A 24,987-nucleotide genomic window follows, 5' to 3' on the forward strand; every position below is an offset into this window, starting at 1 on the left:
TTGGGTGTTAAAATATATTTTTTATTCAATTTATTTTTTTTTTCGTTAATTTTTGTTTCTGTTTTTTTTTTTTTGGTTTGTTTTATTGTATTTGTTTTTTGTTTTGGGGGTTTTTTTGTGTGGTTTTTTTTTTTTTTTTACCGTCCCCGCCCCCCCGGCGCCGCTCCTTCCCCCCCACCCCCCCCCCGCTTTTCTGTGTCCCTTGCTTGACGCTGCACTTTTCTTCCGCATATCCTGAACGAACGGTCGGTAAATAATCTTTCCGGTGCGGACCGAGGTTCCGTACGGACGTGAATGCATAGGAGCAACCATGGCAGCGCAGAACCTGCAGTCAGTGCCTGGCCAGCCGGCAGCCCCCGCCGCGGCGGCGCAAAACACAGAAGGCGCTGGCACGGCACAGGACCAGCTGGAGGCCGAGGGTCAGGCGTACTTTGACCGCGTGATCGCCGAGGATTCCCGGATCGAGCCGCGCGACTGGATGCCCGCTGCCTACCGCAAGACGCTCCTGCGCCAGATCTCGCAGCACGCGCACTCGGAGATCATCGGCATGCAGCCGGAGGCCAACTGGATCACCCGCGCCCCCAGCCTGAAGCGCAAGGCGATCCTCATGGCCAAGGTCCAGGACGAGGCCGGCCACGGGCTCTACCTCTACTCGGCCGCCGAAACCCTCGGCCAGTCACGGGACCAGATGATGGACGACCTCATCGCCGGCAAGGCCCGCTACTCCTCGATCTTCAACTACCCGGCCCTCACCTGGGCGGACATGGGGGCCATCGGCTGGCTGGTGGACGGCGCCGCGATCTGCAACCAGGTGCCGCTGTGCCGCGCCTCGTACGGTCCCTACGGCCGGGCCATGGTGCGCATCTGCAAGGAAGAGTCCTTCCACCAGCGCCAGGGCTTCGAGATCCTGCTGGAACTCTCCAACGGAACTCCCGCGCAGAAGCAGATGGCGCAGGACGCGGTGAACCGCTGGTACGCCCCCTCCCTGATGATGTTCGGCCCGCCGGACGACGATTCCCCCAACTCCAAGCAGTCCATGGCTTGGAACATCAAGCGCTTCAGCAACGACGAGCTGCGCTCACGGTTCGTCGGCATGATGGTGGAGCAGGTCAAGGTGCTGGGCCTCACCCTCCCGGATGACCAGGTCCGCTACAACGAGGACACCAAAAAGTGGGAACACGGCCCGCTGGACTGGAATGAATTCAAGGAAGTTTTGGCCGGCCGCGGCCCCTGTAATTCACAGCGGCTTGAGCGCCGCCGGCAGGCGCACGACGACGGTGCCTGGGTCCGGGAGGCAGCGGCCGCCTACGCAGCAAAACAGTCAAAGACGACGAAGGAATACGCAGCATGAGCCCCCATGGCAACCCAGAATTCCCTGGCGAAAAACCGGTGACTGAGAACAGCCCCGTGGCCCCGGTGCCTGAGCCCGAGAAGTCCGCAAGCCCGGCGGTTGAGCCTGTCGAGGCCCCGCTGCACCGCAGCGCATGGCCGCTGTGGGAGGTCTTCGTGCGGTCCAGCCGCGGGCTGTCCCACGTGCACGCCGGCAGCCTGCACGCGCCGGACGCCGCGATGGCGCTGCGTAATGCCCGCGACCTCTACACCCGCCGCAACGAAGGCGTATCCATCTGGGTGGTCCCGGCCGACGCCATCGCCAGCAGCGACCCGGACGCCAAGGGCGCGTTCTTCGAGTCGCCCCAGGGCAAGGATTACCGGCATGCCACGTACTACACCAAGAGCGAAGGCGTGAAGCACCTGTGACCACCCCGGAGACAACGCACACAGAAGGCCACGGCGACATCTCCGTCGGCGTCGCCGGCGCAGGCGCCAGCGGCGACGGAAGCGCCAGCGCCACCCGCATCACCCCGGGCAACGCACTCCGCCCGGAGGACATCGCACTCGAGGTCCGCACCGGCCTGGCCAAGCCCACCGAGGACGTGGCCGAGTACGCGCTGCGCCTCGGCGACGACGCCCTGGTCCTGGCCCAGCGCCTGGGCCACTGGATCTCCCGCGCCCCCGAGCTGGAGGAGGACGTGGCCCTGGGCAACATCGCCCTGGACCAGCTGGGCCACGCCCGCAGCTTCCTCAGCTACGCCGGCGGCGCCTGGGAAAAATCCGAGGACGACCTCGCCTACTTCCGCCGCGAGCACGAGTTCCGCTCCGCGCACCTGTTCGAGCAGCCCAACGGGGACTTCGCCGTCACCATCGCCCGGCAGTTCGTGGTGAGCTACTACCAGTTCGAGCTTTACCGCCGGCTCACCGAGTCCACGGATGCAACACTGGCTGCCATCGCCGCCAAGGCCGTGAAGGAAGTGGACTACCACCGCGACCACAGCACCCAGTGGGTCCTCCGCCTGGCCGGCGGAACGGAAGAATCCAGAACACGGATGATCCGCGGCCTGAAGCTCATCTGGCCCTACGTCGGCGAGCTCTTCGTGGACGATGAGCTGACGCACCGGCTCGCGGAGTCCGGTGCCGCCGTCGAACCTTCCAGCCTGAAGGCGGACTTTGACCGCCTCACCGGAGCGGTCCTCGCGGAGGCCGAACTGGAAGTCCCGGACGTCCCGGCAGCGCCGGGCGGCGGCCGCCAGGGCAGGCACTCGGAACACCTGGGCTACCTGCTCGCCGAGATGCAGGTGCTGGCCCGCGAGCATCCCGGAGCAAGCTGGTGACTGCCATGTACATCTCGGACTTCCAGACCAGGACCGGGGAAACCGCCCGGCAGAAGGCGTGGGACATCGCCGCCACCGTCTGCGATCCGGAGATCCCGGTGCTCACCATCGAGGACCTGGGCATCCTGCGGGAGGTAAAGCTGTTCGACGACGGCGGGCCGGTGCCCGCTGTCCAGGTCACCATCACGCCCACATATTCCGGCTGCCCGGCGATGGACGCCATCCGGGATGACCTGAAGGCTGTCTTTCACAAGGAGGGCTATCCCAGCGTGCACGTGGAGCTGGTGTTGAGCCCGGCGTGGACCACGGACTGGATGACCGATTCCGGCAAGGCCAAGCTGAAGGAGTACGGCATCGCACCGCCCACCGGCAAAGCAACCCTCGGCCACAACGGACCGGTCCGCCTGAGCCTGGCCGTGAAGTGCCCGCAGTGCTCGTCGCTGAACACCAAGGAACTCACCCGCTTCGGTTCCACCTCCTGCAAGGCGCTCTACGTGTGCCAGGACTGCAGGGAACCGTTCGACTACTTCAAAGTCCTGTAAGGAAAAAGCCCATGCCCGTTGTCCGCCAGACCGCAGCCGAATCGGCAGAGGCCGCCGGCCGCCGTCGTCCGACCTTCCATTCCCTGACCGTCGCGGAGGTGCGCCGCCTGACGGAGGACGCCATCGAGGTGACCTTCGCGGTGCCGGCCGAGCTGGCCGGGCAGTTCGACTACCTGCCGGGCCAGTACGTGGCTCTGCGCACCACGCTCCCGGACGAGACCGGCGAGCCGAAGGAGATCCGCCGCAGCTACTCCATCTGTGCCGAGCCGCGCAGCTTCGCGGACGGCAGCAGCGAGATCCGGGTGGCCATCAAGAAGGACCTGGGCGGGCTGTTCTCCACGTGGGCCAACGCCGGGCTGAAGGCGGGGGACACGCTGGACGTGATGAGCCCCATGGGCGCGTTCGTTTCCAAGCACGGCCGGGACGGCAACACCGTGGAGCAGAATGTCATGAACTCCATGAACCATCCCGAGGAGCTGGCGGGGGAGCCGGGGAACTTCGTGGCGATCGCTGCGGGCTCGGGCATCACGCCGGTGATTGCTATCGCCCGGACGCTGTTGGCCGCCAACCCGGACACCCGGTTCGACCTGATCTACGCCAACAAGGCCGCCATGGACGTGATGTTCCTGGAGGAGCTGGCGGACCTGAAGGACAAGTATCCGCAGCGCCTGGCGCTGCACCATGTGCTGTCCCGGGAGCAGCGGATCGCGCCGCTGCTGAGCGGGCGGATCGACGCCGAGAAGCTGCAGAAGCTGCTGGGCACCGCCATCCACGCGGACGACGTGGACGAGTGGTTCCTGTGCGGGCCGTTCGAGCTGGTGCAGCTGTGCCGGGACACGCTGGCCGAGCGCGGGGTGAAGCCGGAGCACGTCCGGTTCGAGCTGTTCACCTCCGGGAAGCCGGACCGGCCGGAGGGCAATGCCGGCCGTCCCGTCATCGAGGACGAGTCGCAGGAGACGTACAAGATCACGTTCAAGCTGGACGGCTTGCAGGGCGATGTCGCCAGCCCCACGCATGCCCGCGAGTCCATCCTCAACGCCGCGCTGCGGGTCCGCCCGGACGTGCCGTTCGCGTGCGCCGGGGGAGTGTGCGGCACCTGCCGCGCCAAGGTGGTCACTGGTTCCGTGACCATGGACGAAAACTACGCGCTGGAGCAGGATGAGCTGGACAAGGGCTACGTCCTGACCTGCCAGTCCCACCCCACCAGCAAGGAAGTCACGGTCGACTTCGACGTTTAGCCCCTTCTGAATATTTGGTCTCAACGCTAGGAGCACCCATGATCTCCCTCTCCATCGCCGGCGGCGTCGCCGAAGTTGTCCTCAATGCCCCGCAGAAGCTGAACTCTCTGGACGAGCAGGCGCTGGCGGAGCTGTCCCAAGCGTACGACGACGCCGTTGCCGCCGCCTCCCGCGGCGAGGTGCGGGCACTGCTGCTCAGGGGAGAGGGGCGCGCTTTCTGCGCGGGCCGGGACATTTCCGGCGTCACGCCGGAGAACGACGACGCCGAGGCGTACCTGGGCGGGCTGGTGCAGCCGCTGCTGGAGAAGATGAGCGCGTTCCCTGCGCCGACGTTCGCGGCGGCGCAGGGCGCCTGCCTGGGCGTGGGGCTGGGTCTGCTGCTGGCCACCGACGTGGTGTACGTGGCGGAGAACGCGAAGTTCGGCTCGCCCTTCGCCAAGCTCGGTGCCACGCTGGATTCCGGCGGGCACTGGTACTTCACCGAGCGGCTGGGCATGCACCGGACGCTTGACCTGATCTACACGGCGGAGCTGATCTCGGGATCTGAAGCCGTGGCGCAGGGGATGTTCAGCCGGGCCCTTCCTGCCGAGGAGCTGCTCGATTCAACCCGTGCCATTGTGGCCCGCGTGGCCACCGGTGCGACGGGTGCGTTCAAGGCCAGCAAGGAGCTGGTGGCGCACATCCGCGACCAGCGCCTTGGGCTGTGGACGTCGATGAAGGAAGAGAACGCTGAGCAGGCGCGCCTCTGCAAGACGGAGGACTACGCGGAGGGTTTCAAGGCGTTCCAGGAAAAGCGGGAGCCGCAGTTCAAAGGGTGATTGAGCGGCCTCACCCCGCCTCAAACGACGCCCTTCCCCCTGGATCCTGCTCGGCAAGGGCGTCCAGGGCTCGTCGCAGCAGGGTGCTCGAGGTCTGGAGACTGTAGGGAAAATAGAGGACTTCCACCCCGACGGCGCCAAACCGCCGCTCCAGGGTCATTCCCTGCGGCGTGCCCTTCCAGTCGTCTCCCTTGAAAAAGATGTGGAAGCCCACCTCACGCCACGTCTCCAGTTTGTCGGCGTAGATTTCCGGCCGCGCTTCATCAACGAACTTGATGCTGTCCACGATTTCCAGGCGTTCAGCCAACGGGATCACCGGGCGTTTTCCTTTGGTCAGTTCTACAAGGTCGTCGTCCACCACACCCGCTATCAGGTAATCGCACTGGCTTCTGGCATGCTTCAAAAGGTTGAGGTGGCCGATATGGAAGAGGTCGTAGGCTCCTGCCGCGTACCCGATTTTCGCCGTCATCGAGGTGTTCCTTCCGGGCTGATTTTTATGGAGTGGGGGCCGTCTTAGTACGCCCCGTGAGGCTTCACGAGCTCCTTGACCGTCCGGAGCATGATCAGCAGGTCTCCGGCGAGGGACCAGTTCTCCACGTAGTAGAGGTCCAGCCGCACGCTGTCCTTCCAGCTCAGGTCGGAGCGTCCGTTGATCTGCCACATTCCGGTCAGTCCGGGCCTGACGTACAGCCGGCGATGGACGGCGCTTTCATAGGCCGCAACCTCGGACTGCAGGGGAGGGCGCGGCCCAACGAGGCTCATGTCCCCCTTGAAGACGTTCCACAGCTGCGGAAGCTCATCAAGTGAATGGCGCCGGAGCCACTTGCCCACCCGGGTGACGCGCGGATCCTCGTGCAACTTGAACAGCAGGCCGGCACCTTCGCTGCGGTCAACCAAACCGGACAGGTCCGATTCCGCGGTCTGGACCATCGAGCGGAACTTGTACATGATGAACGTCCGGCCCCGGTGTCCAACCCGCTCCTGCCGGAAGATCGCGGGGCCGCGGCTGTCGTAGGTAACCAGCCAGGCCAGCGCGGCAAAAACAGGAAGCAGCACCAGCAGGGCGCAGCCGGAGAGCACGATGTCCATGAGCCGTTTGGCCACGTGCTTGAGTCCCCAGTAGCTCGGCACGTTGATGTGCATCAGAGGCAGTCCCTCAACCGGGCGGACGTAGATGCGCGGTGCCCCAATATTGTCCAGGCCGGTGGCAAGGACCAGTTCAGTGCCGCTTTCCTCCAGGCGCCAACCGAGGTCCCGGACAAATTCGCTGCCCCCTGGCACGGGCCCGGCAACTATGACGGCATCGGGTGCGATGCTCTTGAGCACAGGGATCAGGGACCGGACGTCGGAGACAACCGGCACCTGCTGGCCGTCCACGCTGAGGGTGTCCTGCTCAGAAACGAGGGCGGCGCCCACCACCAGGTATGCGCCCGCGGACTTTTTCCGGATCTGCCCAATGACGTACTCCACGTTGTCCTGTTCTCCGAGCACCACCACTCGCGAGAGGCACCGGCCCTGGGTCCTCTGCCTGGCGAGCCAACGCCGCAACGCCAGGCGTCCGCACAGAAGAGCGGCAAGCCCGGAGGCGTAGGCCAGTACAAAAAAGTCCTGCTCCACTCCGGTCACCAGCAGCTGGCACAGGATGGAGAGGACGCCGAAGGTGATCAGCGAGGCAGTGACCACGCGCCTATACTCCTCGGTGCCCGTTCCCAGGACCCGGAAGTCCCTGCTCCTGTATGCCGCCAGGCCAAGAAGCCAGAGGCCGGCGACGGCGGCGCCCAGGTATCCGGTGTCCGGCTGCGGGAAGGCCGCGGCCGCCAGCCCGGTGGCCGCGGCAATGCAGCAAAGATCAGCCACGGTCAGGGCCATGCGGTGTTGGCGCACCCAGTTCTGTCCCCGTATTCCAAGCGGCTCCTGCAGGTCCTCCGCCACGACTCCGTTGTCCGGATGCAGGCCGGGGGATGCGGGACTTTGCGGCAGCTCCCCGCCGATTTTTCGGGTGCCTGTGCCCATAGCAGTCATGACGTAAACCTTCGATTCGTAGGAATGTCTGTGAAAGCAGGGAAGGGGCGGACAGAGGGCGCGCCGCCTGCCGACTCGGAGGCATTTCTCCATTGGCACCTGGCGGCGTCAGCTTCCACTTCCGTCTAATCCAGTGGGAAAAAGCTATGCGGCGGGAGGGCTGCCTTCACGAGTGTCCCCAACCCGAATCCGGAGCTTCCATACGTGAAACGTGCCCTGCCAATTACTCGCATGTTCGGAGAGCTACTTGGACTCGGAAGCCCATTTACCTGTCTTTTTCGATCCGGCACGGGACCTCGCTGAAACGGCCCAAAGTGCCTTGAACGGTCTCGCAACCGGGGCCTACCGTGACCGAACCGCGACTTGGAAACCGCCTGAAAGGTTCCGGAATGAAAACACGTCGATCATCATCAGGCTCGCCGGGGACGCCGCGCGCCCGGAACCGCGCCAGGGTCCTGGCCGCGATACTGGCCGCGGCATTGCTTCCTGTTTCCCTGCTGTCATCGCTGCCCATGGCAGCGGCAACCGACGAGGCGATAGTCCGGGACGGAACAACCCAGCTGCGTGCGGCAGCGTCCTGCTGGGAAATCAAGCAAACCGCCCCCAGTGCGCCATCAGGGATCTACTGGCTCCTGACGCCGCGGATGCCGGCGCCGGAGCAGTTCTTTTGCGACCAGGAAACCGACGGCGGCGGCTGGGTCCTGATTGGCCGTGGCCGGGAAGCGTGGAAGGAAATTTACCAGGGCGTTGGAACCACCGCGCAGGTACGGACGACGGTGACGGGTACTGGCGCCTTTGAGCCCCGACAGCTTTCCGCCACCGTGATTGACGGGCTGCTGAACGGGCAGGCTCCGGATCTGCTGCCGGACGGCTTCCGTCTCCGGCGGGCCACGTCCCCGGACGGCCTCAACTGGCAGGAGGCCAGATTCAAGGTCGTAAATATGGACCGCTGGGTCTGGACGTTCAGCGCCGAGCACCGGGTTGCGTCGTTCACCTTTGGCCTCGGAAATTTCAGTGGAGGCCTGACCAGGAGCTTTGGCACTGACCAGCTCTTCAACCGGGTGGTGACGTCCGAGGCGGAAGCCCAGAACTGGACCCAGGGCTGGGCCTTCGGCAGCAACATCCGAGGCACCACCGATGCATCCAGCTATGTGTGGTCTGCCACTGCCACCACCGGCAACGCCCGACCCTTCACCCAGATGTACCTCCGGCCGAAGCTGACGCAGGCGGACATCACGTTTGCCGCCCCCGACGATGCCGGGGCGCCGGGGTTTTCGCAGCGCCCGCTTCCGCAGAACGGCGCCCAGCCCACGGTGTGGGGCGTGACCGGCCTGGCCAACGGGCGCACGGGAGAAATGAACACCGAAGCACAGGACTTCGCCCAGATCGGCAACACCGTCTATGTTGGCGGCAACTTCCGTTATGTCCAGCGGAACTCCGCAGGGCTGGACAGGGTGGAGCAGTCCTATGTTGCCGGGTTCGACGTCAACACCGGCGAATGGGTGAGCACCTTCCGGCCGGTCCTTAACGGCCAGGTCAAGTCCCTGGCGAGCCTGCCCAACGGCAAGCTGGTGGTCGGTGGTGAGTTCACCATGATCAACGGGGCCCCGGCCGTGGGCATCGCCGCCCTGGATCCGGTAACCGGTGCAACTGACCCGGGGTGGCGGCTCCAGCTGGAAAACCGCATCACCGGGGCGGTGGTCCAAGTGCGCGGGCTGTCCGTGAGGAACGACTGGCTTTACCTTGGCGGGGCCTTCACCCATCTGACCGGCGGCACCGCGGCCAACCCCGTCTACGCCCGTGCCGGCGCCCGGGTGCGGGTGACGGACGGGACGCCCGACGCGGGCTGGAACCCCGCCTTCAACGGCACCGTGGTGGCGGTTGATGCCGCTGCCAACGGCGAACGGCTCTACGCATCCGGCTATTTTTCCATGTCGAACAACGCAACGGCCTACCGTGCTGCAGCGGTCCAAACCGTTGCGGGCGCACCGCTGGCACCCTGGACCTGGACCCCGTCGACGAATACAGGCCGGGACTTCCAGCTGGGGATCCAGGAGGCCGGCAACCGGGTATGGCTGGGCGGTTCCGAACACAGCCTCTTCAGCTTTGACCCGCAGACGTTCGCCCGCCTGTCGGGAAACATCACCAGAAACGGCGGTGACTTCCAGCGCGTGGCCGAAGGCGGCGGAGTTGTTTATGGCGGCTGCCACTGCGGCCACTGGAACTACTCGAACGCGTTCACGTGGAGCAATGTAGGCACGGAGTGGACCAGCGCTGACCGCATCAACCTGGTCGGCGCCTGGGATGCGGCCAGCGGCGACTACATCCCCGACTTCAACCCGGTCATGAAAGGCCGCGTTGGCTACGGCGCCTGGGGAATCTTCGTGGACAGCCTGGGCAAGGTCTGGACCGGCGGAGACTTCGAATCCTCAGTCACTGCCACAGGAGCGGGCCAATGGTCCGGCGGGTTCGTGAACTTCCCGCCGCGGGACAGCGCTGCACCCGGCACGCCGACCGGCCTTACAGCCAGCACGGACGGAACCACGGACACGCTCAGCTGGACCGCGTCCCCCGGGCAGCCCAGCGTCTACCACGTCATCCGCGGTGACCGCGTGATTGCCACCACCACCCAAACCACAGTCCAGGTGCCGGCGCTGGCCGATGCCCGCTACTTCGTGCGGGCTGCCGATGCGGCCTCAAACTACTCAGCCAGCACCGCCGTCGTTACGCCACCGCGGCCCCCGGTCCAGCTGGTGCAGGCCGGGGCGGAGTGGAAATACCGCTTTGCCCTCGAGGCTCCGGACCCCGCCTGGAGAACCACCAGCTTCGACGATTCAGCCTGGAACAACGGCACCGCCCCGCTGGGCTGGGGCAGCACCGGGATCGCCACCCAGCTGACAGCCGAGGGGACACGGCCGCTGTCGAGCCACTACCGCAAGACCTTCACCGTGGCCGATCCCGGCACCGTGGCCGAAGTGAATATCGTCACGCGCGCAGACGACGGCGTGGTGCTTTATCTGAACGGAACCGAAGTGACACGGGTCAACATGCCTGCCGGGACCATCACCAACAACAGCTTCGCCACAGCGGCTCCCCGCACCAATGTGGCCACCGCAAACCCGGTTCGGTTAACACTGCCGGGCTCTGCCCTGGCCGCAGGAGTCAATGTTCTCACCGCCGAAGTCCACTCCAACTTCAGATCCACACCCGACCACAGCTTCGAGCTCACCGCCACAGCTGTCCTGAAGCCATGACCGCACCCCACAGCCTGCACGCCACAGGCTGACCACACCGGCCCGTTCTCGAGATAGTCCCCGAAAGGTTTCAGAAGTGAAAACACGTCGATCATCATCAGGCTCGCCGCGGACACCGCGCGGTGGCACCGCAGGTCATGGGTCTCGCCGCCGGCTGCGGATAGGCGGTGGAATTGGTGCAGCCTCGGTAACCGCCGTCCTCGTTGGTCTGGTTGCGGCTTCTTCCGGCCCAGCGGTTCCGGAAGACCAGCCCATGGCTGACGCGGCTGTGTCCGATCACCAGGTTCTCCTCGGCGACGCCCTCCCGGTTGTCCCAGGCGGGGCTGTCCCCGCTGCCGATCACGCCGGCAGACAGGACACCCAGCCTGGGGCGGCCAAACCGCAGCTCGATCCCGCTCTGGCGGAACAAAAGCCGGCAGCCCCGAAAGCAGAGCTGCCGGCGGCCCCGAAAGCAGAGCTGCCGGCGGCTCCGATAGCGGAGCTGAGACGGGCGAGTGCCGCATTCGAAACGGCCGCCGGCAAGGTCTCGGCCCCGGTTACGCCGCCGGGCGTCGAGAAACCGGAACCTGTCATGCCGGACTTCGCGGCCGTTGCCCGCGGCTCGGCCTTGGGGGAGCTGCAGGCCCGATTCCACGAATTCCAACACAACGAGTGGGTGCAGACCGGTTCAGTCAAGGTCACCGGAACCGGGAAGGTGGAAGTGCTCCTTCTGGACCGGGTCCCCACCCACAGGTTCTCCAGCTGTTTGGACTCAAGCGGGGTTGAAATCCGCGATACCGCTGGCGCCGTTGTTCTGGCTGCCGCCCCGCCCGGGACCCGGACCGCCATCAACATTTTTGATATTCAGCAACACGACGGGAAGTGGGTCGTGGTGGCCCACAGCTTCCCCGACGTGGCTGCATGCTGACGTGTTGGGAAAGGCAGATCCGATGCAAAACGCCAGACTGCTCCGGCTGCGCACCATGAACCGCGCCAAGGTATTAGCCGCTGCAATGGCGGCCGTCCTGCTTCCCATCACCTTGCTCTCATCCCTGCCCCCGGCTGCGGCGGCCGACGAACCGATAATCCGGGACGGAACAACCCAGCTGCGCGCCGCTGCGTCCTGCTGGGAGATCAAGCAAACCGCCCCCAGTGCGCCCTCCGGGATTTACTGGCTCCTGACGCCGCGGATGCCGGCGCCGGAGCAGTTCTTTTGCGACCAGGCGACCGACGGCGGCGGCTGGGTCCTGATTGGCCGGGGCCGGGAAGGGTGGAAAGAGATCTACCAGGGCGTGGGAACCACCGCGCAGGTGCGCACGACAGTGACGGGAACGGGCGCATTTACACCCCGTCAGCTTTCCGCCACCGTGATTGACGGCCTCCTGAACGGGCAGGCACCGGATCTGCTGCCGGACGGCTTCCGTCTCCGCCGGGCCACGTCCCCGGACGGCCTCAACTGGCAGGAGGCCAGGTTCAGGGTCACCAACATGGACCGCTGGGTCTGGACGTTCGGCGCTGAGCACCGGGTTGCGTCCTTCACGTTCGGTGCCGGGAATTTCAGTGGTGGCCTGACCAGCAGCTTCGGCACTGATCAAAACTTCAACCGGGTGGTGACGTCCGAGGCAGCGGCCCAGAACTGGACGAAAGGCTGGGCCTTCGGCAGCAACATTCGAGGCACAGCCGATGCATCCAGCCATGTGTGGTCTGCCACCGCCACCGCGGGCAACGCCCGTCCCTTCACCCAGATGTACCTCCGGCCCAGGCTGACGCAGGCAGATATCACCTTCACCCCTGTCGGAGACGCCGGGACGCCAGGGTTTTCGCAGCGGCCTCTTCCGCAGAACGGCGCCCAGCCGACTGTGTGGGGAGTGACGGGGCTGGCCAACGGGCGTGGAGGGGAGATGAACACGGAAGTTCAGGACTTTGCCCAGATCGGCAACACCGTCTTTGTCGGCGGTAACTTCCGGTATGTCCAGCGGAATGCCGCCGGACTCAACAGGGTGGAGCAGTCCTATGTTGCCGGGTTCAACGTGAACACCGGCGAATGGGTGAGCACCTTCCGGCCGGTCCTTAACGGCCAGGTCAAGTCGCTTGCCGTTCTTCCAAACGGCAAGCTGGTGGTCGGGGGTGAGTTCACCACGGTCAACGGAGCCCCGGCCGTGGGGGTGGCGGCGCTGGACCCGGTCTCCGGTTCAACTGATGCTGCCTGGCGCCTGCAGCTGGAGAACCGCCTGACCGGCGCAACTGTGCAGGTCCGCGGATTGTCCGTAAGAAATGGCTGGCTTTACCTGGGCGGGGCCTTCACCCATCTGACCGGCGGCACCGCGGCCAACCCTGTCTACGCCCGTGCCGGCGCCCGCGTCCGGGCGACGGATGCGACGCCCGATGCGGGCTGGAATCCTGCCTTCAACGGCACGGTGGTGGCCATCGACGCGGCCGCGAACGGCGAACGGCTGTATGCGTCCGGTTACTTCTCCATGTCGAACAATGCGACTGCTTACCGTGCCGCCGCGGTCCGGACGGTTGCGGGAGCACCGCTGGCACCCTGGACCTGGACCCCGTCGACGACGTCCGGCACGGATTTCCAGTTGGCTATCCAGGAAGCCGGCAACAGGGTCTGGCTGGGTGGTTCCCAACACAACCTATTCAGCTTTGACACGCAGACATTGGCCCGCATGTCCGGAAACATCACGAAAGCCGGCGGGGACTTCCAGCGCATAGCCGAAGGCGGCGGGGTTGTCTATGGCGGCTGCCACTGCGATGACTGGAACTACTCGAACGCCTTCACGTGGAGCAATGTCGGCACCCAGTGGACCAGCGCTGACCGCATCAACCTGGTCGGGGCCTGGGATGCGGCCACCGGGGACTACATCCCCGATTTCAATCCCGTTCTTAAGGGCAGGGGTGGCTACGGCGCCTGGGGAATCTTCATCGACAGCCTCGGCAAGATCTGGACCGGCGGAGACTTCGAATCCTCCGTCACTGCCAGCGGAGCGAATCAATGGTCCGGCGGCTTCGTAATCTTCCCGCCGCGGGACGCCACCGCACCCGGCACGCCATCGGGCCTCACTGTCACTACGGACGGAACCACGGACACGCTCAGCTGGACCGCGTCCTCGGGGTCGCCCAGCATCTACCACGTCATCCTCGAGGACCGGGTGATTGCCACCACTACCCAAACCACGGTCCAGGTGCCGGCGCTGGCAAATGCCCGCTACTTTGTGCGGGCTGCCGATGCGGCCTCAAACTACTCAGCGAGCACGGCAGTGGCCACGGCACCGCAGCCCGCAGCCTCGATTCAACTGGTGCAGGCGGGTGCGGAGTGGAAATACCGCTTTGCCCTCGAAGCTCCGGATCCCGCCTGGAGAACCACCGGCTTCGACGATTCGGCCTGGAACAACGGCAACGCCCCGCTGGGCTGGGGCAGCCCATCCATAGCCACGGAGCTCGTGGCCGAGGGAACGCGGCCGTTGTCGAGCCATTACCGCAAGGCCTTTACGGTGGCCGATCCAGGCACCGTAGCTGAAGTAAATATCGTGACGCGGGCGGATGACGGCGTGGTGCTTTATCTGAACGGAACCGAAGTGACACGGGTCAACATGCCTGCCGGGACCATCACCAACAACAGCTTCGCCACAGCCGCTCCGCGGACCACCTTCGCCACCGCAAATCCGGTACGGATCACACTGCCGGGTTCTGCCCTAACAACAGGAGTCAACGTGCTCAGTGCCGAAGTCCACTCCAACTTCAGATCCACACCCGACCACAGCTTTGAGCTCACCGCAACGGCTGTCCTGAAGCCATGACCACAGTTAAAACCCCCGTTTACAGCCATGCGCTGTATCTGCTGCACACCGCCCAAAAACCTGGCCACGGCGTGCCGGCCTACACGCGCTGGGTCAACAGGAGACTGGCCCGCTACGCGGCGGCCGCCGCGGCGAGCCGGGGCATCTCAGCCAACGGAATCACGATGATCAGCGCTGCATTCTCAGCTGCCGCCGTCGGGCTGATAGCCGCTGCCCCGGCATCACCCTGGCTGGGTGCCGCCATAGCGGCGCTCCTGGCAGCGGGCTATGTCCTGGATTCAGCGGACGGCCAGGTGGCCAGGCTGACCGGAACCACCAGCCTCGCCGGAGAATGGCTGGACCACCTGGTGGACTCCGTCCGCGTACCCGCGATACATCTCGCGGTGCTGGTGGGGATCGTGCAGGGAGGCCTGCTGCCGGAGTGGAGCGCCTGGCTTCCGCTGGCCTACACCCTGACAAGCGTGGGCCACTTCATGAGCCAGATCCTGGCCGAGCAGCTCCTCAAAACCCTGGAAACTCCCGCCGAGGCTCCCACCGGGACGTTCCGGTCCTGGCTGCTGCTGCCCACCGACATGGGGACTCTCTGCTGGGTCTTCCTCGCCTGGGGAAATCCGGTCCTCTTCATCGGGGCCTACGGCGGCCTGTTCCTTCTGAACCTGGCCGTGGTGATTGCGTCTGTGCAACGGAAGTTCATGGCTCTCAGCGGTGCAGATCGGAGGACAAACGCATGAAAACCCTGGAGCATCACCCGACGATCACCGTGGTGATTGCCACCTGCGGCCGCCCCGAGCTGCTGCGGCGGGCAGTGCGTTCCATCCTGGCGCAGGACTACGCCGGTGCCGTGGAGGTCATTGTGGTGTTCGACGGCATCGACATCGACCCGCTGGGGGACCTGCCTTCCCGGTATTTTCGACCTTCCCGGCCGCTGCGAATACTCAGGACCCTGAGGAACGCCCGGACGCCCGGCCTCGCCGGCGGCAGGAACACCGGAATCCTGGCGGCACGGGGAGAGTGTGTGGCCTTCTGCGATGACGACGACGAATGGTGCCCGGCGAAACTCTCCCGGCAGATGGGGCTGTGGGCCGCACATCCCGAGGCCGTCGCGCTGGCCACCGGAATCACCATCCGCACGCGGACGGATTCCCATGACCGGATCCCGCCGGCCGCCGTGCACATGGCGGACTTTCTGGAGTCGCGTGTGACGGCAGTGCATCCCTCCAGCCTGGTGTACCGCCGTGCTCACCTGCTGGAAGGCCATACAGGCCTGGTGGATGAGAACCTGCCCGCCTCGTACGGGGAAGACTATGACCTGTTGCTCCGGGCCACCCGCCATGGGCCGGTACTGTCAGTCCTGGAACCGTTGGTGATCGTGCACTGGGACCGGGCATCCTTCTTTTCGGGCCGCTGGGAAAACATTGCTGCCGGATTGACCTACCTGCTGGCCAAATTTCCCGAGTTTGAGGGCACTTCCCGGGGAACCGCGCGGATAGCCGGACAGATATCGTTTGCGCATGCCGCAGCCGGCAACACCAAGGAAGCAGTCACCTGGGCGTGGCGGGCATGGAGCAGGGACGTCAGGCAGCTCCGTGCCTACGCTGCGGTCCTGGTCGGATTGCGCCTGGTCCCGGCCAGCTTGATGCTGAGTGTGGTGGAGCGCCGGGGACGTGGCCTGTGAGCCTTCAGGAACGGGTCCGGCTGCCAGCAACCCTCACCGATCGCGGTGATGCCGCCCTTCCTGCATGGCCAATGTACGTGTTGCTGGCCGGTTTCCCCGTGTGGTGGCTGCTGGGGGCGGCCCCGTTCGCGCCCATGACCGTTGCCGCCGTCATGGCTACCCTGATGGTGCTTCGACGGCGGCTTGACCTGGTTCCCGGCATCCTGCCCTGGTTCGCCTTTCTGCTCTGGGCTGCTGCTGCCGCCGTCAGCTTGCCCTCAGCCATGAGCCTCGTCGGTTTTGCCCAGCGGTACGGGAATCTCCTGGCCGTAGGCATCTTCATGCTCTACTACATCAACGCCCGCGAAACGCTCAACGCACGGAAGATCATTGGCGGAACGCTTTGCGTCTGGGCCACAGTGGTTGTCCTGGGCCTCATCGCCACCCAGGCACCTGAGGTCCGGCTTTCAACGCCGGTGGGCGCGTTGCTGCCGCCAGCGTTGACATCCAATCCCCTCGTCCATGACCTGGTTTTTCCCCGGATGGCCGAAATCCAGCGACCGTGGGGCGCGCCCGAGCCCTACGAGAGGCCTGCCGCGCCGTTTCCCTACAGCAACAGCTGGGGCGTGGCATTCGTGGTCATGACGCCGGTGGCCATCGCGGCGCTGGGTACATTCCGGTCAACGTGGGGACGTGCCGCGATCCTGTTGCTGCTGGCGGCATCCGTCATCCCGGCGCTGGCTACCGGAAACCGCGGAATGCTGGTTGGGCTGTGTGTGGCCATTGCCTATGTCCTGGTGCGGATGGGATGCCGGGGACACCTTCTGCGGGTCGCCGCGCTCGGAACCGTCGCAGGAACCGCCTACTTTGCCCTGGTAGCCACCGGCACGCTGGAGCAGATACTCGGCCGCCAAAAGTACAGCGACAGCACCGGCGGCCGCTTCAGCCTTTACGCCGAGACCCTCGAGGCTACCCTGAAGTCCCCGCTGCTGGGTTACGGAGCACCACGCCTCGAAGAAAGCATCGGCGTATCACTCGGAACCCAGGGCCAGATCTGGATGCTCATGTTTTCCTACGGGTTCGTTGGCCTCGGCTTGTTTGCGATTTTCCTTCTCAGCGGAATCTTCCGGACGTGGCATGCCCGTGGCAACACAGGACTCTGGCTGCACAGCGTCCCGGTCGCGGCAGCCGCGATTGCCGCCTTCTACAGTTTCGACGTGCTGCAGCTGACCGTCGTGGCCCTGACGCTGGCGGTCCTGCTGAGGGCACGGCCCTTCAGCGAGACACTGGCATGAGCGTCCGGACAGGGGGCACTTCCGCCCCCGCCCATGGGAAGGCCGGCGAACGGCTCCTGAAAACAGGGGCCGTAACGTTCTGCTGCGTGCTGTTCGGCGCCGCCGTCGCCTTCGGCACCACCCTGGTGGTGAGCAACACCCTCGGCGAATCGGGCGCCGGCATCTTTTTCCAGCTGGTGGCATATTTCGCCATCGCCACGGCGGTTGCCACCTTCGGCGCGGACACCGGGCTGGTACGGACGGTTTCGGCCGCACTGGCGCTCGGGCGGCAGCGGATTGTAGGACGCGTACTCGCGACGGCGTGCATCCCGGTGGCCGCCGCATCGTTGCTGGTGGGCGGACTTCTGTGGCTGGCAGCGGACATGCAGGAGGTGTTGCCGGGAGGAGCTGACGGCTGGGTGTCCGACGGCGTTCGGCTGGCTGCGCTCTACCTGCCCGTCAGTGCGCTCCTCACCGCTGTTTTTGGGGCCCTCCGCGGTTTCCATGCGGTGGTCACCTTCACCGTTTTGCAAAACGTTGTGCTGCCTTCTTTGAGGCTTGCGGGCATTCTGCTGGTCCTGGCGTTCGGAGCCGGCCTGACGCACCTGGTCACGGCCTGGACCGTCCCGATTCTGGCGGCCGGAGTCTTTGGCGTTGTGGCGCTCCGGCGCGAGATGCATCGCTCCTGGACCGGACAAACGGCGGACCGCATGAAGGCCGAGGGCATGGAGACGGTGCGGGGGTTCTGGGCATTTTCCGGGGCCCGTGGTGCGAGTTCCGTGGTGGAGGTCCTGCTGGAGTGGGTTGACGTGATTGCGGTCTTCATCCTGCTGGGGCCGGCCGCCGGTGGAATCTATGGAGCCGTGAACAGGTGTGTTCGCCTGGGAGTCATGCTGGACCACAGCGTCCGCATGGTCACGGGCCCTGTCATCAGTTCCACTCTCGCCACCGGTGATGCGGCCCGCGCCCGCCAGGTGTTTTCCGTAGCAACACGCCTGCTCATTCTGGGGGCATGGCCCTTCTACCTGCTGCTGATAACTTTCGGACCCGCTGTCATGTCCGTCTTCGGTCCGGGCTTCGACTCCGGTGCGCCAGCCCTGATCATCATCGGCGCGGCCATGCTGCTCTCTGTTTCGGCCGGTGGCGTCCAAAGCGTGTTGCTCATGGGGGGCCACAGCAGCTGGCAACTGCTGAACAAGACGGCAGCCCTCGCCGTCGCCGTGCCCCTCAACCTCACGTTGATACCGGTCTGGGGAATTGCCGGCGCAGCCACCGCGTGGGCAGCCGCCGTTCTGGTCGATTGCTCGCTGGCTGCCTTCCAGGTGGGCACCGTCATGAAAATCGCAGCCCCGTGGCGCTCCCTCTTGTTGCCCGCGGCCTTGGCCCTGTGCGTATTCGGAGCGGGCGGTCTGCTGGCACGCCTCCATTTTGGACCGTCGTTGGAGGGCCTGCTGCTAACGGTCGGCTTCGGCGGAGCCATCTATGCCGGCGCCCTCGCGCTGCTGCACCGGCTGGGCCGGATCACATTCCGCTTCTAAATGACAGTGCCTCCTCGCGGTCCTCTCCATTGAGGTCACCGCGAGGAGGCACCAGGAAAACGGTGGGGAAATCAGTGGTGCGCCAGCAGCTGCCGGATTCGTCGCATCGAAACGATGCCGGCGGGGGCTTTCTGAATTTCTTCGACGGCCCGTCCCAGCCTGAGGGCAGCCTCAGCGGAGCCGGAGGGCCGCGGAGCGGTACAGAAGTCCCGGGGCTCCCGCATGGCATGCTCAAGTTCAGCCCACAGGGATTCCTTCGTCTCAGCCACAACAGCCTGGCCTTGCCGCTCCATCTGCCGGGCAAATTCGACCTGATGGTCGTCAACCACCTCATGCAGCGCCGCGCGTCGCGGAACTGCGATGGGAACGTGCCCCGTCGAGAGGGCGTCGATGATGGAACCCGGGCCGCCCTGAACCACTATTATTTCGGCCCCGGCGTAAAGGTCCAGAATTTCCTCGTGCGAGACCATGGTCACCCCCGGCGCGCAATGCGGAGGGCGGCTGGCGCCGTGCTGCACCAGGCAGCTGGGGGGAGCGGACTGCTGCTCCAGCCATCCGTCCATCCACGTCACCAGCCGGTCGAAGGTGTGGTAGTCCGTCCCCACTGAAACCACAATCCTGGGTGTTCCGTAGAAATTCATAGCACTGGTCCTATGTTGACGGATTCCGGGTAGAAGCGGCGCTGCTCCTCCCACTGGATGCAGAAGAGGTCGGAGAGCGGATAGCAAAGTTTCCCGCTGAGGGTGGGGAGAGTGATGCGGTCGATGCATTCGATGAATACCGTCCGGATGCCCAGGAACCGCGCAATGATGAAGAACGGGACACTGACTCCCGCGCCGATGGAGACGAGGACGTCAGGCTTGATCCGGCGCAGGGTGGGAAGGGCAAGGCGCAGGTTCCGCAGGGCGTTCGGTATGTTCCGCGTTGTGGGGAAAAAGGCCCACGTCACATCCTCCTCCGAAAGTGCCCTTTCGGCGTCGGTCTGCTTGAAGGTGACCCAGGAGCGGCTGTGCTCCTTCCACCAGTCTTGGAGGGGAATGATCTGCCCTAAATGCCCTCCGGGCGATGTCACAAAGAGAATTTTCACGCTGGTTCCTTTCTTTCGGCAGCTTCCTCATCCGCCGTCGTCGGGGTGGGAAGAGTGATGAGCGAGCCCGTCTCACGGTCCTGGGTCCCGCCGTCGTTGAATCTTTTCCCCAGCAGCACGGGAACCCGCCGGGCCTTGCTCTCGCCCAGATCGGAATGCAGATGCCGCAGGTCCTTCAGGCTGCTCTTGGCAGTGGCGAGCACCACCGCCGCGTCGAGGTGGTCGGCAAGGCGTGCACGGCGCGCACCTTTGAGCCGGTGGTCGGACTCCAGAATGACAAGATCCAGATGGGCCCAGGTGTCAGGCATCCCGCCCGGCCAGCCCTGGTCCACCTTTGCAGGATCGATGTCCGCCGGCCGCAGCACCAGGATGGCGAGCCCGGCCGTGCGCGCCACCTCGGCCAGTCCGTTGACGAAGCCCCGCGGGGACCGGCCTTTGCCCGTAACGGGCATCGTGCTGACGATCATCGGGCCGCCCGGGCTTTCAGCGGGAGCCGCCCTGAGTTGCCGGAGCACCCAGCGCATCCCTTCGGCGTCGCCCTCTTCTGCCACCTTCAAGGCAGGCACGGCGCAAGCTTCGCTGAGCCTCCTGCTTGTCCGGACCCTCGTGTCGAGGCGCTCCCGCAGGAGGGCGGCAACGATTCCCAGGAGGAGCCCTCCGGCCAGCCCGGCGATGAGGAAAGTGCGTTGGCCCAATGAGGATGGGTCAGAGGGTGCGTGGGCGACGCCGATGATCCGTCCCGGGCTGTCTGCGACAAGGATGAAGTTCTGCCGCTGCTGGACGGCATCGGACAGTTGCTGTGCCTGGCCGGGCGTGGGATTCTTGATGGCCGTGAGCTGGCCGATCTCCCGGTCAAAAGCCTTCACGTACCCGGAGGCCACCGCGGCAGCCCCTTCGGCACGGAACTGGAGGTAAGCTGCCGCCATCGCATTGGCGTAGTCCGCCGCCTCCTGCGGATCCGGTGCCGTGACACTGACCTCGAGCACCTGTGAGCCCGAGGGTGCTGCCACGTCAACCTGGTTGAGCAGGAGGTGGGGCGCGGCGGTGCCCGGCCCAAGTTTTTTGGATGCCATCCGTGCAACTTCGCTGGATTCCAGGATGGCGCGCTCGGTCACGATGTTGATCTGCTGATTGACCGCGGCGGACGAGAACGGATTGGTGGTTAGCGGGGATACGGCAAGGGACGCCACCGCAGTGTATTCCTTCTGCACGAAAGTGCTGGCCCCAAGGCAGGCACCGGTAGCAAGGGCGATGCTGGACACCACCAGCATCCAGCGCCGCGCCACCTGGCCAGCCAGATCCCTCAACCGGACAGTGGCAGCGGGCCTGCCGTCAGTCATGCCACTTCCCGTTCCAACATTCCCGGCACAGGGAGGGGCATGTGGTTATCGGACTGTTTCATCGAGCACCTCCAAGATGCTGTCGTCGAGTGCTGCTTCAGGTGTCCACCCGAATTCGGAGTTGATGGCTTGTGTGGCTGCCTGGCTCGCGAGGGGTAGTTGAGGGGTGCTGCTGGACTGCCGGACCGGGGGAGCGCAGTCCAGTCCCGCAAGCGTGAAGAGGCGTTGAAGGAGGGCTCCGTTCGAGGTTCTCTTTCCTGAGCCGATGTTGTAGGCGAATTCGCGCGGCTGGCCGTAAGCAAGGGCAGCCAGTCCCCGGGCGACGTCAACTGCGGAAAAGTAATCGCGTGCGGCATCCAGCCGGGTTACTTCCAGGCGCTCCCTGCGGCCTGCCTTCCACTGCTGTAGCTGGCGGCAAATGCTGGGCAGCAATTGCCGTCCCGGCATGCCCGCACCTATGGGATTGAAAATCCGGGCGGTCACCACAGGTATGCCGAAGCTGTAGCGGTAGAGACGTCCGATGCACTCCTCACCTACTTTGTCCCGTCCATAGACGCTGACCGCCCGCAACTGGTTCGACTCGTGCACCGGAAGCTCGTCCGGCTCAACGGAGCCATAGACCGACGCGGACCCGCAGACCACCACACTGTGCAGATCACGCCCGGACTTCAGGACTTCGTGGAGCAGGTTTCCTGTCATTGCAGTATTCGTTGCGGTCCCGTCCGCGGTCATGACCCCCGCGCAGTTGATGATGACGTCGGGCTGAACATGGGCAAGGGCGGCAGCGATTGATGATGGCTGCAGCAGATCGACATACTGGGACCTGCCTCGGCCTTCTCCCTGTGCCCGCGCGCCCACAATCACCTCGTGTTCCGGCCCCAGGACGCGGCAGAAGCTTCGACCGACAAATCCGTTTGCACCAATAACCAGGGTTTTCACTGCGTTACCCTCCTTGAATGCCTCGAGCCTAAAATTCAGTGTCCAGCGCTGCACGAGTAGGCAAGACTCTGATTCCGGCGTCGGCTACTCGAGGTGTTGGGAGGCCATACTCACTGGGGAACGATCACTACTTGCTTGCTTACCGACCCCGTGCGGAGGGCGAATCGTCCTGTGCAAGGCGCGGCCAGGCGTCCAGAACCAGAAGGTCCGCCCGGCTGCTCACGCCAAGTTTGGCGAAGATCCTGTAGAGATGGCCTTCCACGGTCCGCACGGACAGAGAAAGAGTGCGGGCGATGTCACGGGTGCACCGGCCACCCTGCACCAGCTCCACGATCTCCTGCTCGCGTGGCGTTAAACGGCTGGCGCGGGATGATTCATGGCTGCTGAGCACTACAGGTCCATCCAGCAGCGACCTGTAGTGCCGCAGCAGCATCTGTGCCTCGCTGCGTTGGGCGCGGTCGGCGTCTGCACTAAGCATTGCGACAGCCTGTTCCATGCTGCTCACGGCCAGCAGGTGCAACCCTGCGCGCCGTGCGCTCTCGGCTGTTTCGGCCATGGCTTCGGGGTCGTGCGTCTTGATGGCACAGGAATAGCGGCGGAGAACTTCGGACATCGGCCCTTCCAGCATCGCTGTCAGCTCGGCCAGCCGGTCTGCGGAGCCGGCGTCGCCGGTGCATACTGCCAGGGCCAGGGCTTCCCGTTCCACGGCCAGCAAGCCGTCGGCATTCGCCTGCCGGGCAAGTTTGGCAAGCTGCTGAACGGCATCGTCCCCTCTTCCGATGACCGCCATGGCAGCCAACGAGTATGCTTCCCCCACAAGATAGAGGCCCTTATCGTTGCAGGGGCTTTCCCGGGGAAAAGACTCAATGCACTCATCAACCAAGGCTGGCTTGCCGCTGAGCGCGGCTGCGTAGGCCATCGTTCCCAGTCCGAAGGGCAGAAATTCGGAGTATCGTCCAAGCCGGATGCCCTCGAGCGCCGGGTGGAGCTGTTCAAGTCCCGAATACACCTGGCCCTGCCGGACGGCAAGGATCCCTTCAAGCAGCTGGAGCACCGCGCCAGAGTAGATCAGGTTCCGGGAGCAGATCCGCCGGTAGTCTGCCAGGCGGGCCGCCGCTTCTCCCCAGCTGCCTCCCAGGACAAGACCGGTGACGTGATGGAAGAAGACATAGTCGAATTCCATTCGCAGTTCCGCTGGATTGTCCTCGACCAGGCTGAGGGCCGACGACGTGGCGGTGCGGCCGGCGGTAAAGCGTCCGGACTCATTGAGCAGGTTACCAAGAAGGGTGAGGGAGGCAGCCCGCGTTCGGACGTCGGTTCCGGGCGTTTGCCAGGCCATTCTGGCCAGCGCTTCCTCCACCTGCTGCGACTTGCCCTCCGCCATGTGGTGAAGGAGGTCCATCAGGCCCGTTAGGACGTCAATTTCACTGTCACCCGCCCCGCCGGTGCGAAGCCCGGCAATTCTCTCGGCGGTGCCCTGCAGCAAGATACTCCGCCTGCGCGGCTGCCCGGAGTCGCTACCCGGCATCCGCATGCGGCAGATCCAGAGCGCCGCCCTGGCCAAGACTGGCAGGTTTATTGACTCGTGCAGGACGTGCTCCAGCCGGTCCCGGGCCACGAGATGATGCCCCAGGTGCGTGTGTGCGATGGCCGTCTCCAGCAGATTCTCATCCCGACGGTCGGCGCCCTGCACAGCGGCCGCGGCCCTCAGCGAAAACTCAAAGTCGAACTCTTCGTTGCCTGCGCGGGCAGCCCGGATCAGCACATCGTCGGAAAGCGGAGCGCCGCAGTCCAGAGCCCACGTGACGTGACGGATCAGCCGGTCATTCGGCATGTCCTCTGCCGGTTCTCCATACTTTTGCCTCAATTCGGAACTGCGGGCGGGCGGCACCGTTCTGCGGAGCACCTCCGAGTAGAGCGGATTGGCAAGAAGCACGGACCGGGGGACGTCTGCCGAGACTGTGATCAGTTCCTGCAGTCTCAGATCGTCCAGCACGTTCCCCATGCCTGCGCGTATGAGGACGTCCACGGGCAGGGGCTCCGCCAGGGCTACGGCTTCCAGGACCTCAAATTCGTCACTGCACAGACGCCTCAGTTCGCTTCTCAGCCGTTCAAGAAACGGAAGTTCGGAGGATGGAGCCGTGGCCAGAAGCCAGACGCCGTTGCGCTCGAACAGGCTCCCGTCCGCACGGCTATGTCTCAGCAGGGCCTGGACAAACAGGGGGTTGCCCTTCGAAATCTCAGCAAGCAGGGCACTGACGCTCCGCAGTACCTTTCCCTGAAGCCATGTCTCACAGAGGCTGTGGATTTCATCAGGTGTCAGCGGATGGAGGTCGCAGCGGCCCAGGAATCCGTCCGTCCACAGTTCCATGAACTCAAGCGGCATGGATGAGCGGGGCGAGAGAGCTACGATCCGGGCAGTGTCAGTGACCACCACGCGGGCGAGGATAGCCCGTGAGTCCGCGTCCACGTCGTGAGCGTCGTCAACGAGAATGAGGGGTATTTGGCCGAACTCTGTCCGCTGGCCCCGAAAGTAGCCGCAAACTGCCCGGAAAACCTCCTCTTGGGTTGGTTCCCTGCCGGCTTCCAGGCCCCCCAGGAACGGTGCCAGCACATTGAACGGCATCTTTGACAGGGCGGGCGTACCGCTTATGCGGAATACCGGCCGCTCTGCACTGAGGGCGTTGGCGACCGCCTGAGCCACGGCCGTCTTGCCCATTCCGGTTTCGCCGATGACCAGGGAGCCGCAGCGGGCGGGTTCAGTCACACTCGCGATCACAGACTCGATGGCGGCGGACCGGCCCACCAGACTGAGCATGGTCATCAC

General features: G+C 65.0%; 20 protein-coding genes. 13 read left to right on the top strand and 7 right to left on the bottom strand.

All coding sequences use genetic code 11. From position 1 onward, the window contains the following. The first annotated feature begins 310 nt into the window (after window positions 1-310). Genes paaA through ACFTR6_RS08935 form a run of 6 tightly spaced genes read left to right on the top strand, consistent with a single transcriptional unit; the run spans window position 311 to window position 5,267 of the window. Window positions 311-1,351 (top strand): 1,2-phenylacetyl-CoA epoxidase subunit PaaA, encoded by a 1,041-nt coding sequence (gene paaA, locus ACFTR6_RS08910; protein ID WP_377957631.1) that lies wholly within the window; start codon window positions 311-313, stop codon window positions 1,349-1,351. Beyond that, window positions 1,348-1,758 carry a 1,2-phenylacetyl-CoA epoxidase subunit PaaB gene (paaB, locus tag ACFTR6_RS08915; RefSeq protein WP_076800801.1) on the top strand — a complete coding sequence of 137 codons (411 nt, stop codon included), beginning with the start codon at window positions 1,348-1,350 and terminating at the stop codon, window positions 1,756-1,758. Before paaA ends, paaB begins: the two co-directional genes overlap by 4 nt. Then, window positions 1,755-2,669, top strand: a complete 915-nt coding sequence (gene paaC, locus ACFTR6_RS08920; RefSeq protein ID WP_377957632.1) for a 1,2-phenylacetyl-CoA epoxidase subunit PaaC — start codon at window positions 1,755-1,757, stop codon at window positions 2,667-2,669. The genes paaB and paaC overlap by 4 nt, the downstream gene beginning before the upstream one ends. 5 nt (window positions 2,670-2,674) lie before the next feature. Continuing rightward, window positions 2,675-3,211, top strand: coding sequence for a 1,2-phenylacetyl-CoA epoxidase subunit PaaD (paaD, locus tag ACFTR6_RS08925; protein ID WP_377957671.1), 537 nt, complete (start codon window positions 2,675-2,677; stop codon window positions 3,209-3,211). An 11-nt stretch (window positions 3,212-3,222) separates the two neighbouring features. Further along, window positions 3,223-4,449, top strand: a complete 1,227-nt coding sequence (gene paaE / locus ACFTR6_RS08930) for a 1,2-phenylacetyl-CoA epoxidase subunit PaaE (protein WP_377957633.1) — start codon at window positions 3,223-3,225, stop codon at window positions 4,447-4,449. 38 nt (window positions 4,450-4,487) lie between these two features. After that, window positions 4,488-5,267 (top strand): enoyl-CoA hydratase/isomerase family protein, encoded by a 780-nt coding sequence (locus tag ACFTR6_RS08935; protein WP_377957634.1) that lies wholly within the window; start codon window positions 4,488-4,490, stop codon window positions 5,265-5,267. Between the two features lie 10 nt (window positions 5,268-5,277). Here ACFTR6_RS08935 and ACFTR6_RS08940 read toward each other — a convergent pair whose 3' ends face one another. Both ACFTR6_RS08940 and ACFTR6_RS08945 read right to left on the bottom strand, forming a co-directional pair. After that, entirely contained in the window at window positions 5,278-5,736 is a 459-nt protein-coding gene (locus tag ACFTR6_RS08940) for an adenylyltransferase/cytidyltransferase family protein (protein ID WP_377957635.1), read from the bottom strand. Between the two features lie 44 nt (window positions 5,737-5,780). Continuing rightward, window positions 5,781-7,289 (bottom strand): sugar transferase, encoded by a 1,509-nt coding sequence (locus tag ACFTR6_RS08945; RefSeq protein WP_377957636.1) that lies wholly within the window; start codon window positions 7,287-7,289, stop codon window positions 5,781-5,783. Between the two features lie 389 nt (window positions 7,290-7,678). Here ACFTR6_RS08945 and ACFTR6_RS08950 point away from each other — a divergent pair, with 389 nt between their 5' ends. From ACFTR6_RS08950 to ACFTR6_RS08980, 7 genes are all read left to right on the top strand, one after another. Continuing rightward, window positions 7,679-10,543 carry a fibrinogen-like YCDxxxxGGGW domain-containing protein gene (locus ACFTR6_RS08950; protein WP_377957637.1) on the top strand — a complete coding sequence of 955 codons (2,865 nt, stop codon included), beginning with the start codon at window positions 7,679-7,681 and terminating at the stop codon, window positions 10,541-10,543. A gap of 253 nt (window positions 10,544-10,796) precedes the next feature. Continuing rightward, window positions 10,797-11,450: a hypothetical protein gene (locus ACFTR6_RS08955; protein WP_377957638.1), complete on the top strand. Its 654-nt coding sequence runs from the start codon at window positions 10,797-10,799 to the stop codon at window positions 11,448-11,450. A gap of 22 nt (window positions 11,451-11,472) precedes the next feature. Next, window positions 11,473-14,328 carry a fibrinogen-like YCDxxxxGGGW domain-containing protein gene (locus tag ACFTR6_RS08960; RefSeq protein ID WP_377957640.1) on the top strand — a complete coding sequence of 952 codons (2,856 nt, stop codon included), beginning with the start codon at window positions 11,473-11,475 and terminating at the stop codon, window positions 14,326-14,328. Further along, a complete protein-coding gene (locus ACFTR6_RS08965) occupies window positions 14,325-15,059 on the top strand; it encodes a CDP-alcohol phosphatidyltransferase family protein (RefSeq protein WP_377957641.1) in 735 nt (244 codons plus the stop codon). The genes ACFTR6_RS08960 and ACFTR6_RS08965 overlap by 4 nt, the downstream gene beginning before the upstream one ends. Continuing rightward, window positions 15,056-16,003: a glycosyltransferase family 2 protein gene (locus ACFTR6_RS08970; RefSeq protein ID WP_377957642.1), complete on the top strand. Its 948-nt coding sequence runs from the start codon at window positions 15,056-15,058 to the stop codon at window positions 16,001-16,003. Before ACFTR6_RS08965 ends, ACFTR6_RS08970 begins: the two co-directional genes overlap by 4 nt. Then, window positions 16,000-17,277 carry an O-antigen ligase family protein gene (locus ACFTR6_RS08975; protein WP_377957643.1) on the top strand — a complete coding sequence of 426 codons (1,278 nt, stop codon included), beginning with the start codon at window positions 16,000-16,002 and terminating at the stop codon, window positions 17,275-17,277. The genes ACFTR6_RS08970 and ACFTR6_RS08975 overlap by 4 nt, the downstream gene beginning before the upstream one ends. Then, window positions 17,274-18,794, top strand: a complete 1,521-nt coding sequence (locus ACFTR6_RS08980; protein WP_377957644.1) for a polysaccharide biosynthesis C-terminal domain-containing protein — start codon at window positions 17,274-17,276, stop codon at window positions 18,792-18,794. Before ACFTR6_RS08975 ends, ACFTR6_RS08980 begins: the two co-directional genes overlap by 4 nt. Before the next feature lie 71 nt (window positions 18,795-18,865). Here ACFTR6_RS08980 and ACFTR6_RS08985 read toward each other — a convergent pair whose 3' ends face one another. The 5 genes from ACFTR6_RS08985 to ACFTR6_RS09005 form a co-directional block, all read right to left on the bottom strand. Continuing rightward, entirely contained in the window at window positions 18,866-19,435 is a 570-nt protein-coding gene (locus ACFTR6_RS08985; RefSeq protein ID WP_377957645.1) for a glycosyltransferase, read from the bottom strand. Continuing rightward, a complete protein-coding gene (locus ACFTR6_RS08990; protein ID WP_377957646.1) occupies window positions 19,432-19,881 on the bottom strand; it encodes a UDP-N-acetylglucosamine--LPS N-acetylglucosamine transferase in 450 nt (149 codons plus the stop codon). Before ACFTR6_RS08990 ends, ACFTR6_RS08985 begins: the two co-directional genes overlap by 4 nt. Continuing rightward, on the bottom strand, window positions 19,878-21,221 hold the full coding sequence (locus tag ACFTR6_RS08995; protein ID WP_377957647.1) for a Wzz/FepE/Etk N-terminal domain-containing protein: 1,344 nt from the start codon (window positions 21,219-21,221) through the stop codon (window positions 19,878-19,880). Before ACFTR6_RS08995 ends, ACFTR6_RS08990 begins: the two co-directional genes overlap by 4 nt. Before the next feature lie 45 nt (window positions 21,222-21,266). After that, the gene (locus tag ACFTR6_RS09000) at window positions 21,267-22,160 is read right to left on the bottom strand and encodes an NAD-dependent epimerase/dehydratase family protein (protein WP_377957648.1); all 894 of its coding nucleotides are present in this window, start codon (window positions 22,158-22,160) and stop codon (window positions 21,267-21,269) included. 139 nt (window positions 22,161-22,299) lie between these two features. Then, window positions 22,300-24,984, bottom strand: a complete 2,685-nt coding sequence (locus tag ACFTR6_RS09005) for a LuxR C-terminal-related transcriptional regulator (protein WP_377957649.1) — start codon at window positions 24,982-24,984, stop codon at window positions 22,300-22,302. Window positions 24,985-24,987: the final 3 nt, after the last annotated feature.

Origin of the sequence: Arthrobacter sp. NPDC057009, assembly GCF_042673905.1 — a bacterium.
Lineage (GTDB): Bacteria > Actinomycetota > Actinomycetes > Actinomycetales > Micrococcaceae > Arthrobacter.

Coding starts and splice junctions, on each gene's coding strand:
- paaA (WP_377957631.1), top strand. CDS start 311: ATGGCAGCGCAGAACCTGCAGTCAGTGCCTGGCCAGCCGGCAGCCCCC.
- paaB (WP_076800801.1), top strand. CDS start 1,348: ATGAGCCCCCATGGCAACCCAGAATTCCCTGGCGAAAAACCGGTGACT.
- paaD (WP_377957671.1), top strand. CDS start 2,675: ATGTACATCTCGGACTTCCAGACCAGGACCGGGGAAACCGCCCGGCAG.
- paaE (WP_377957633.1), top strand. CDS start 3,223: ATGCCCGTTGTCCGCCAGACCGCAGCCGAATCGGCAGAGGCCGCCGGC.
- ACFTR6_RS08935 (WP_377957634.1), top strand. CDS start 4,488: ATGATCTCCCTCTCCATCGCCGGCGGCGTCGCCGAAGTTGTCCTCAAT.
- ACFTR6_RS08940 (WP_377957635.1), bottom strand. CDS start 5,736: ATGACGGCGAAAATCGGGTACGCGGCAGGAGCCTACGACCTCTTCCAT.
- ACFTR6_RS08945 (WP_377957636.1), bottom strand. CDS start 7,289: ATGACTGCTATGGGCACAGGCACCCGAAAAATCGGCGGGGAGCTGCCG.
- ACFTR6_RS08950 (WP_377957637.1), top strand. CDS start 7,679: ATGAAAACACGTCGATCATCATCAGGCTCGCCGGGGACGCCGCGCGCC.
- ACFTR6_RS08955 (WP_377957638.1), top strand. CDS start 10,797: ATGGCTGACGCGGCTGTGTCCGATCACCAGGTTCTCCTCGGCGACGCC.
- ACFTR6_RS08960 (WP_377957640.1), top strand. CDS start 11,473: ATGCAAAACGCCAGACTGCTCCGGCTGCGCACCATGAACCGCGCCAAG.
- ACFTR6_RS08965 (WP_377957641.1), top strand. CDS start 14,325: ATGACCACAGTTAAAACCCCCGTTTACAGCCATGCGCTGTATCTGCTG.
- ACFTR6_RS08970 (WP_377957642.1), top strand. CDS start 15,056: ATGAAAACCCTGGAGCATCACCCGACGATCACCGTGGTGATTGCCACC.
- ACFTR6_RS08980 (WP_377957644.1), top strand. CDS start 17,274: ATGAGCGTCCGGACAGGGGGCACTTCCGCCCCCGCCCATGGGAAGGCC.
- ACFTR6_RS08985 (WP_377957645.1), bottom strand. CDS start 19,435: ATGAATTTCTACGGAACACCCAGGATTGTGGTTTCAGTGGGGACGGAC.
- ACFTR6_RS08995 (WP_377957647.1), bottom strand. CDS start 21,221: ATGACTGACGGCAGGCCCGCTGCCACTGTCCGGTTGAGGGATCTGGCT.
- ACFTR6_RS09005 (WP_377957649.1), bottom strand. CDS start 24,984: ATGACCATGCTCAGTCTGGTGGGCCGGTCCGCCGCCATCGAGTCTGTG.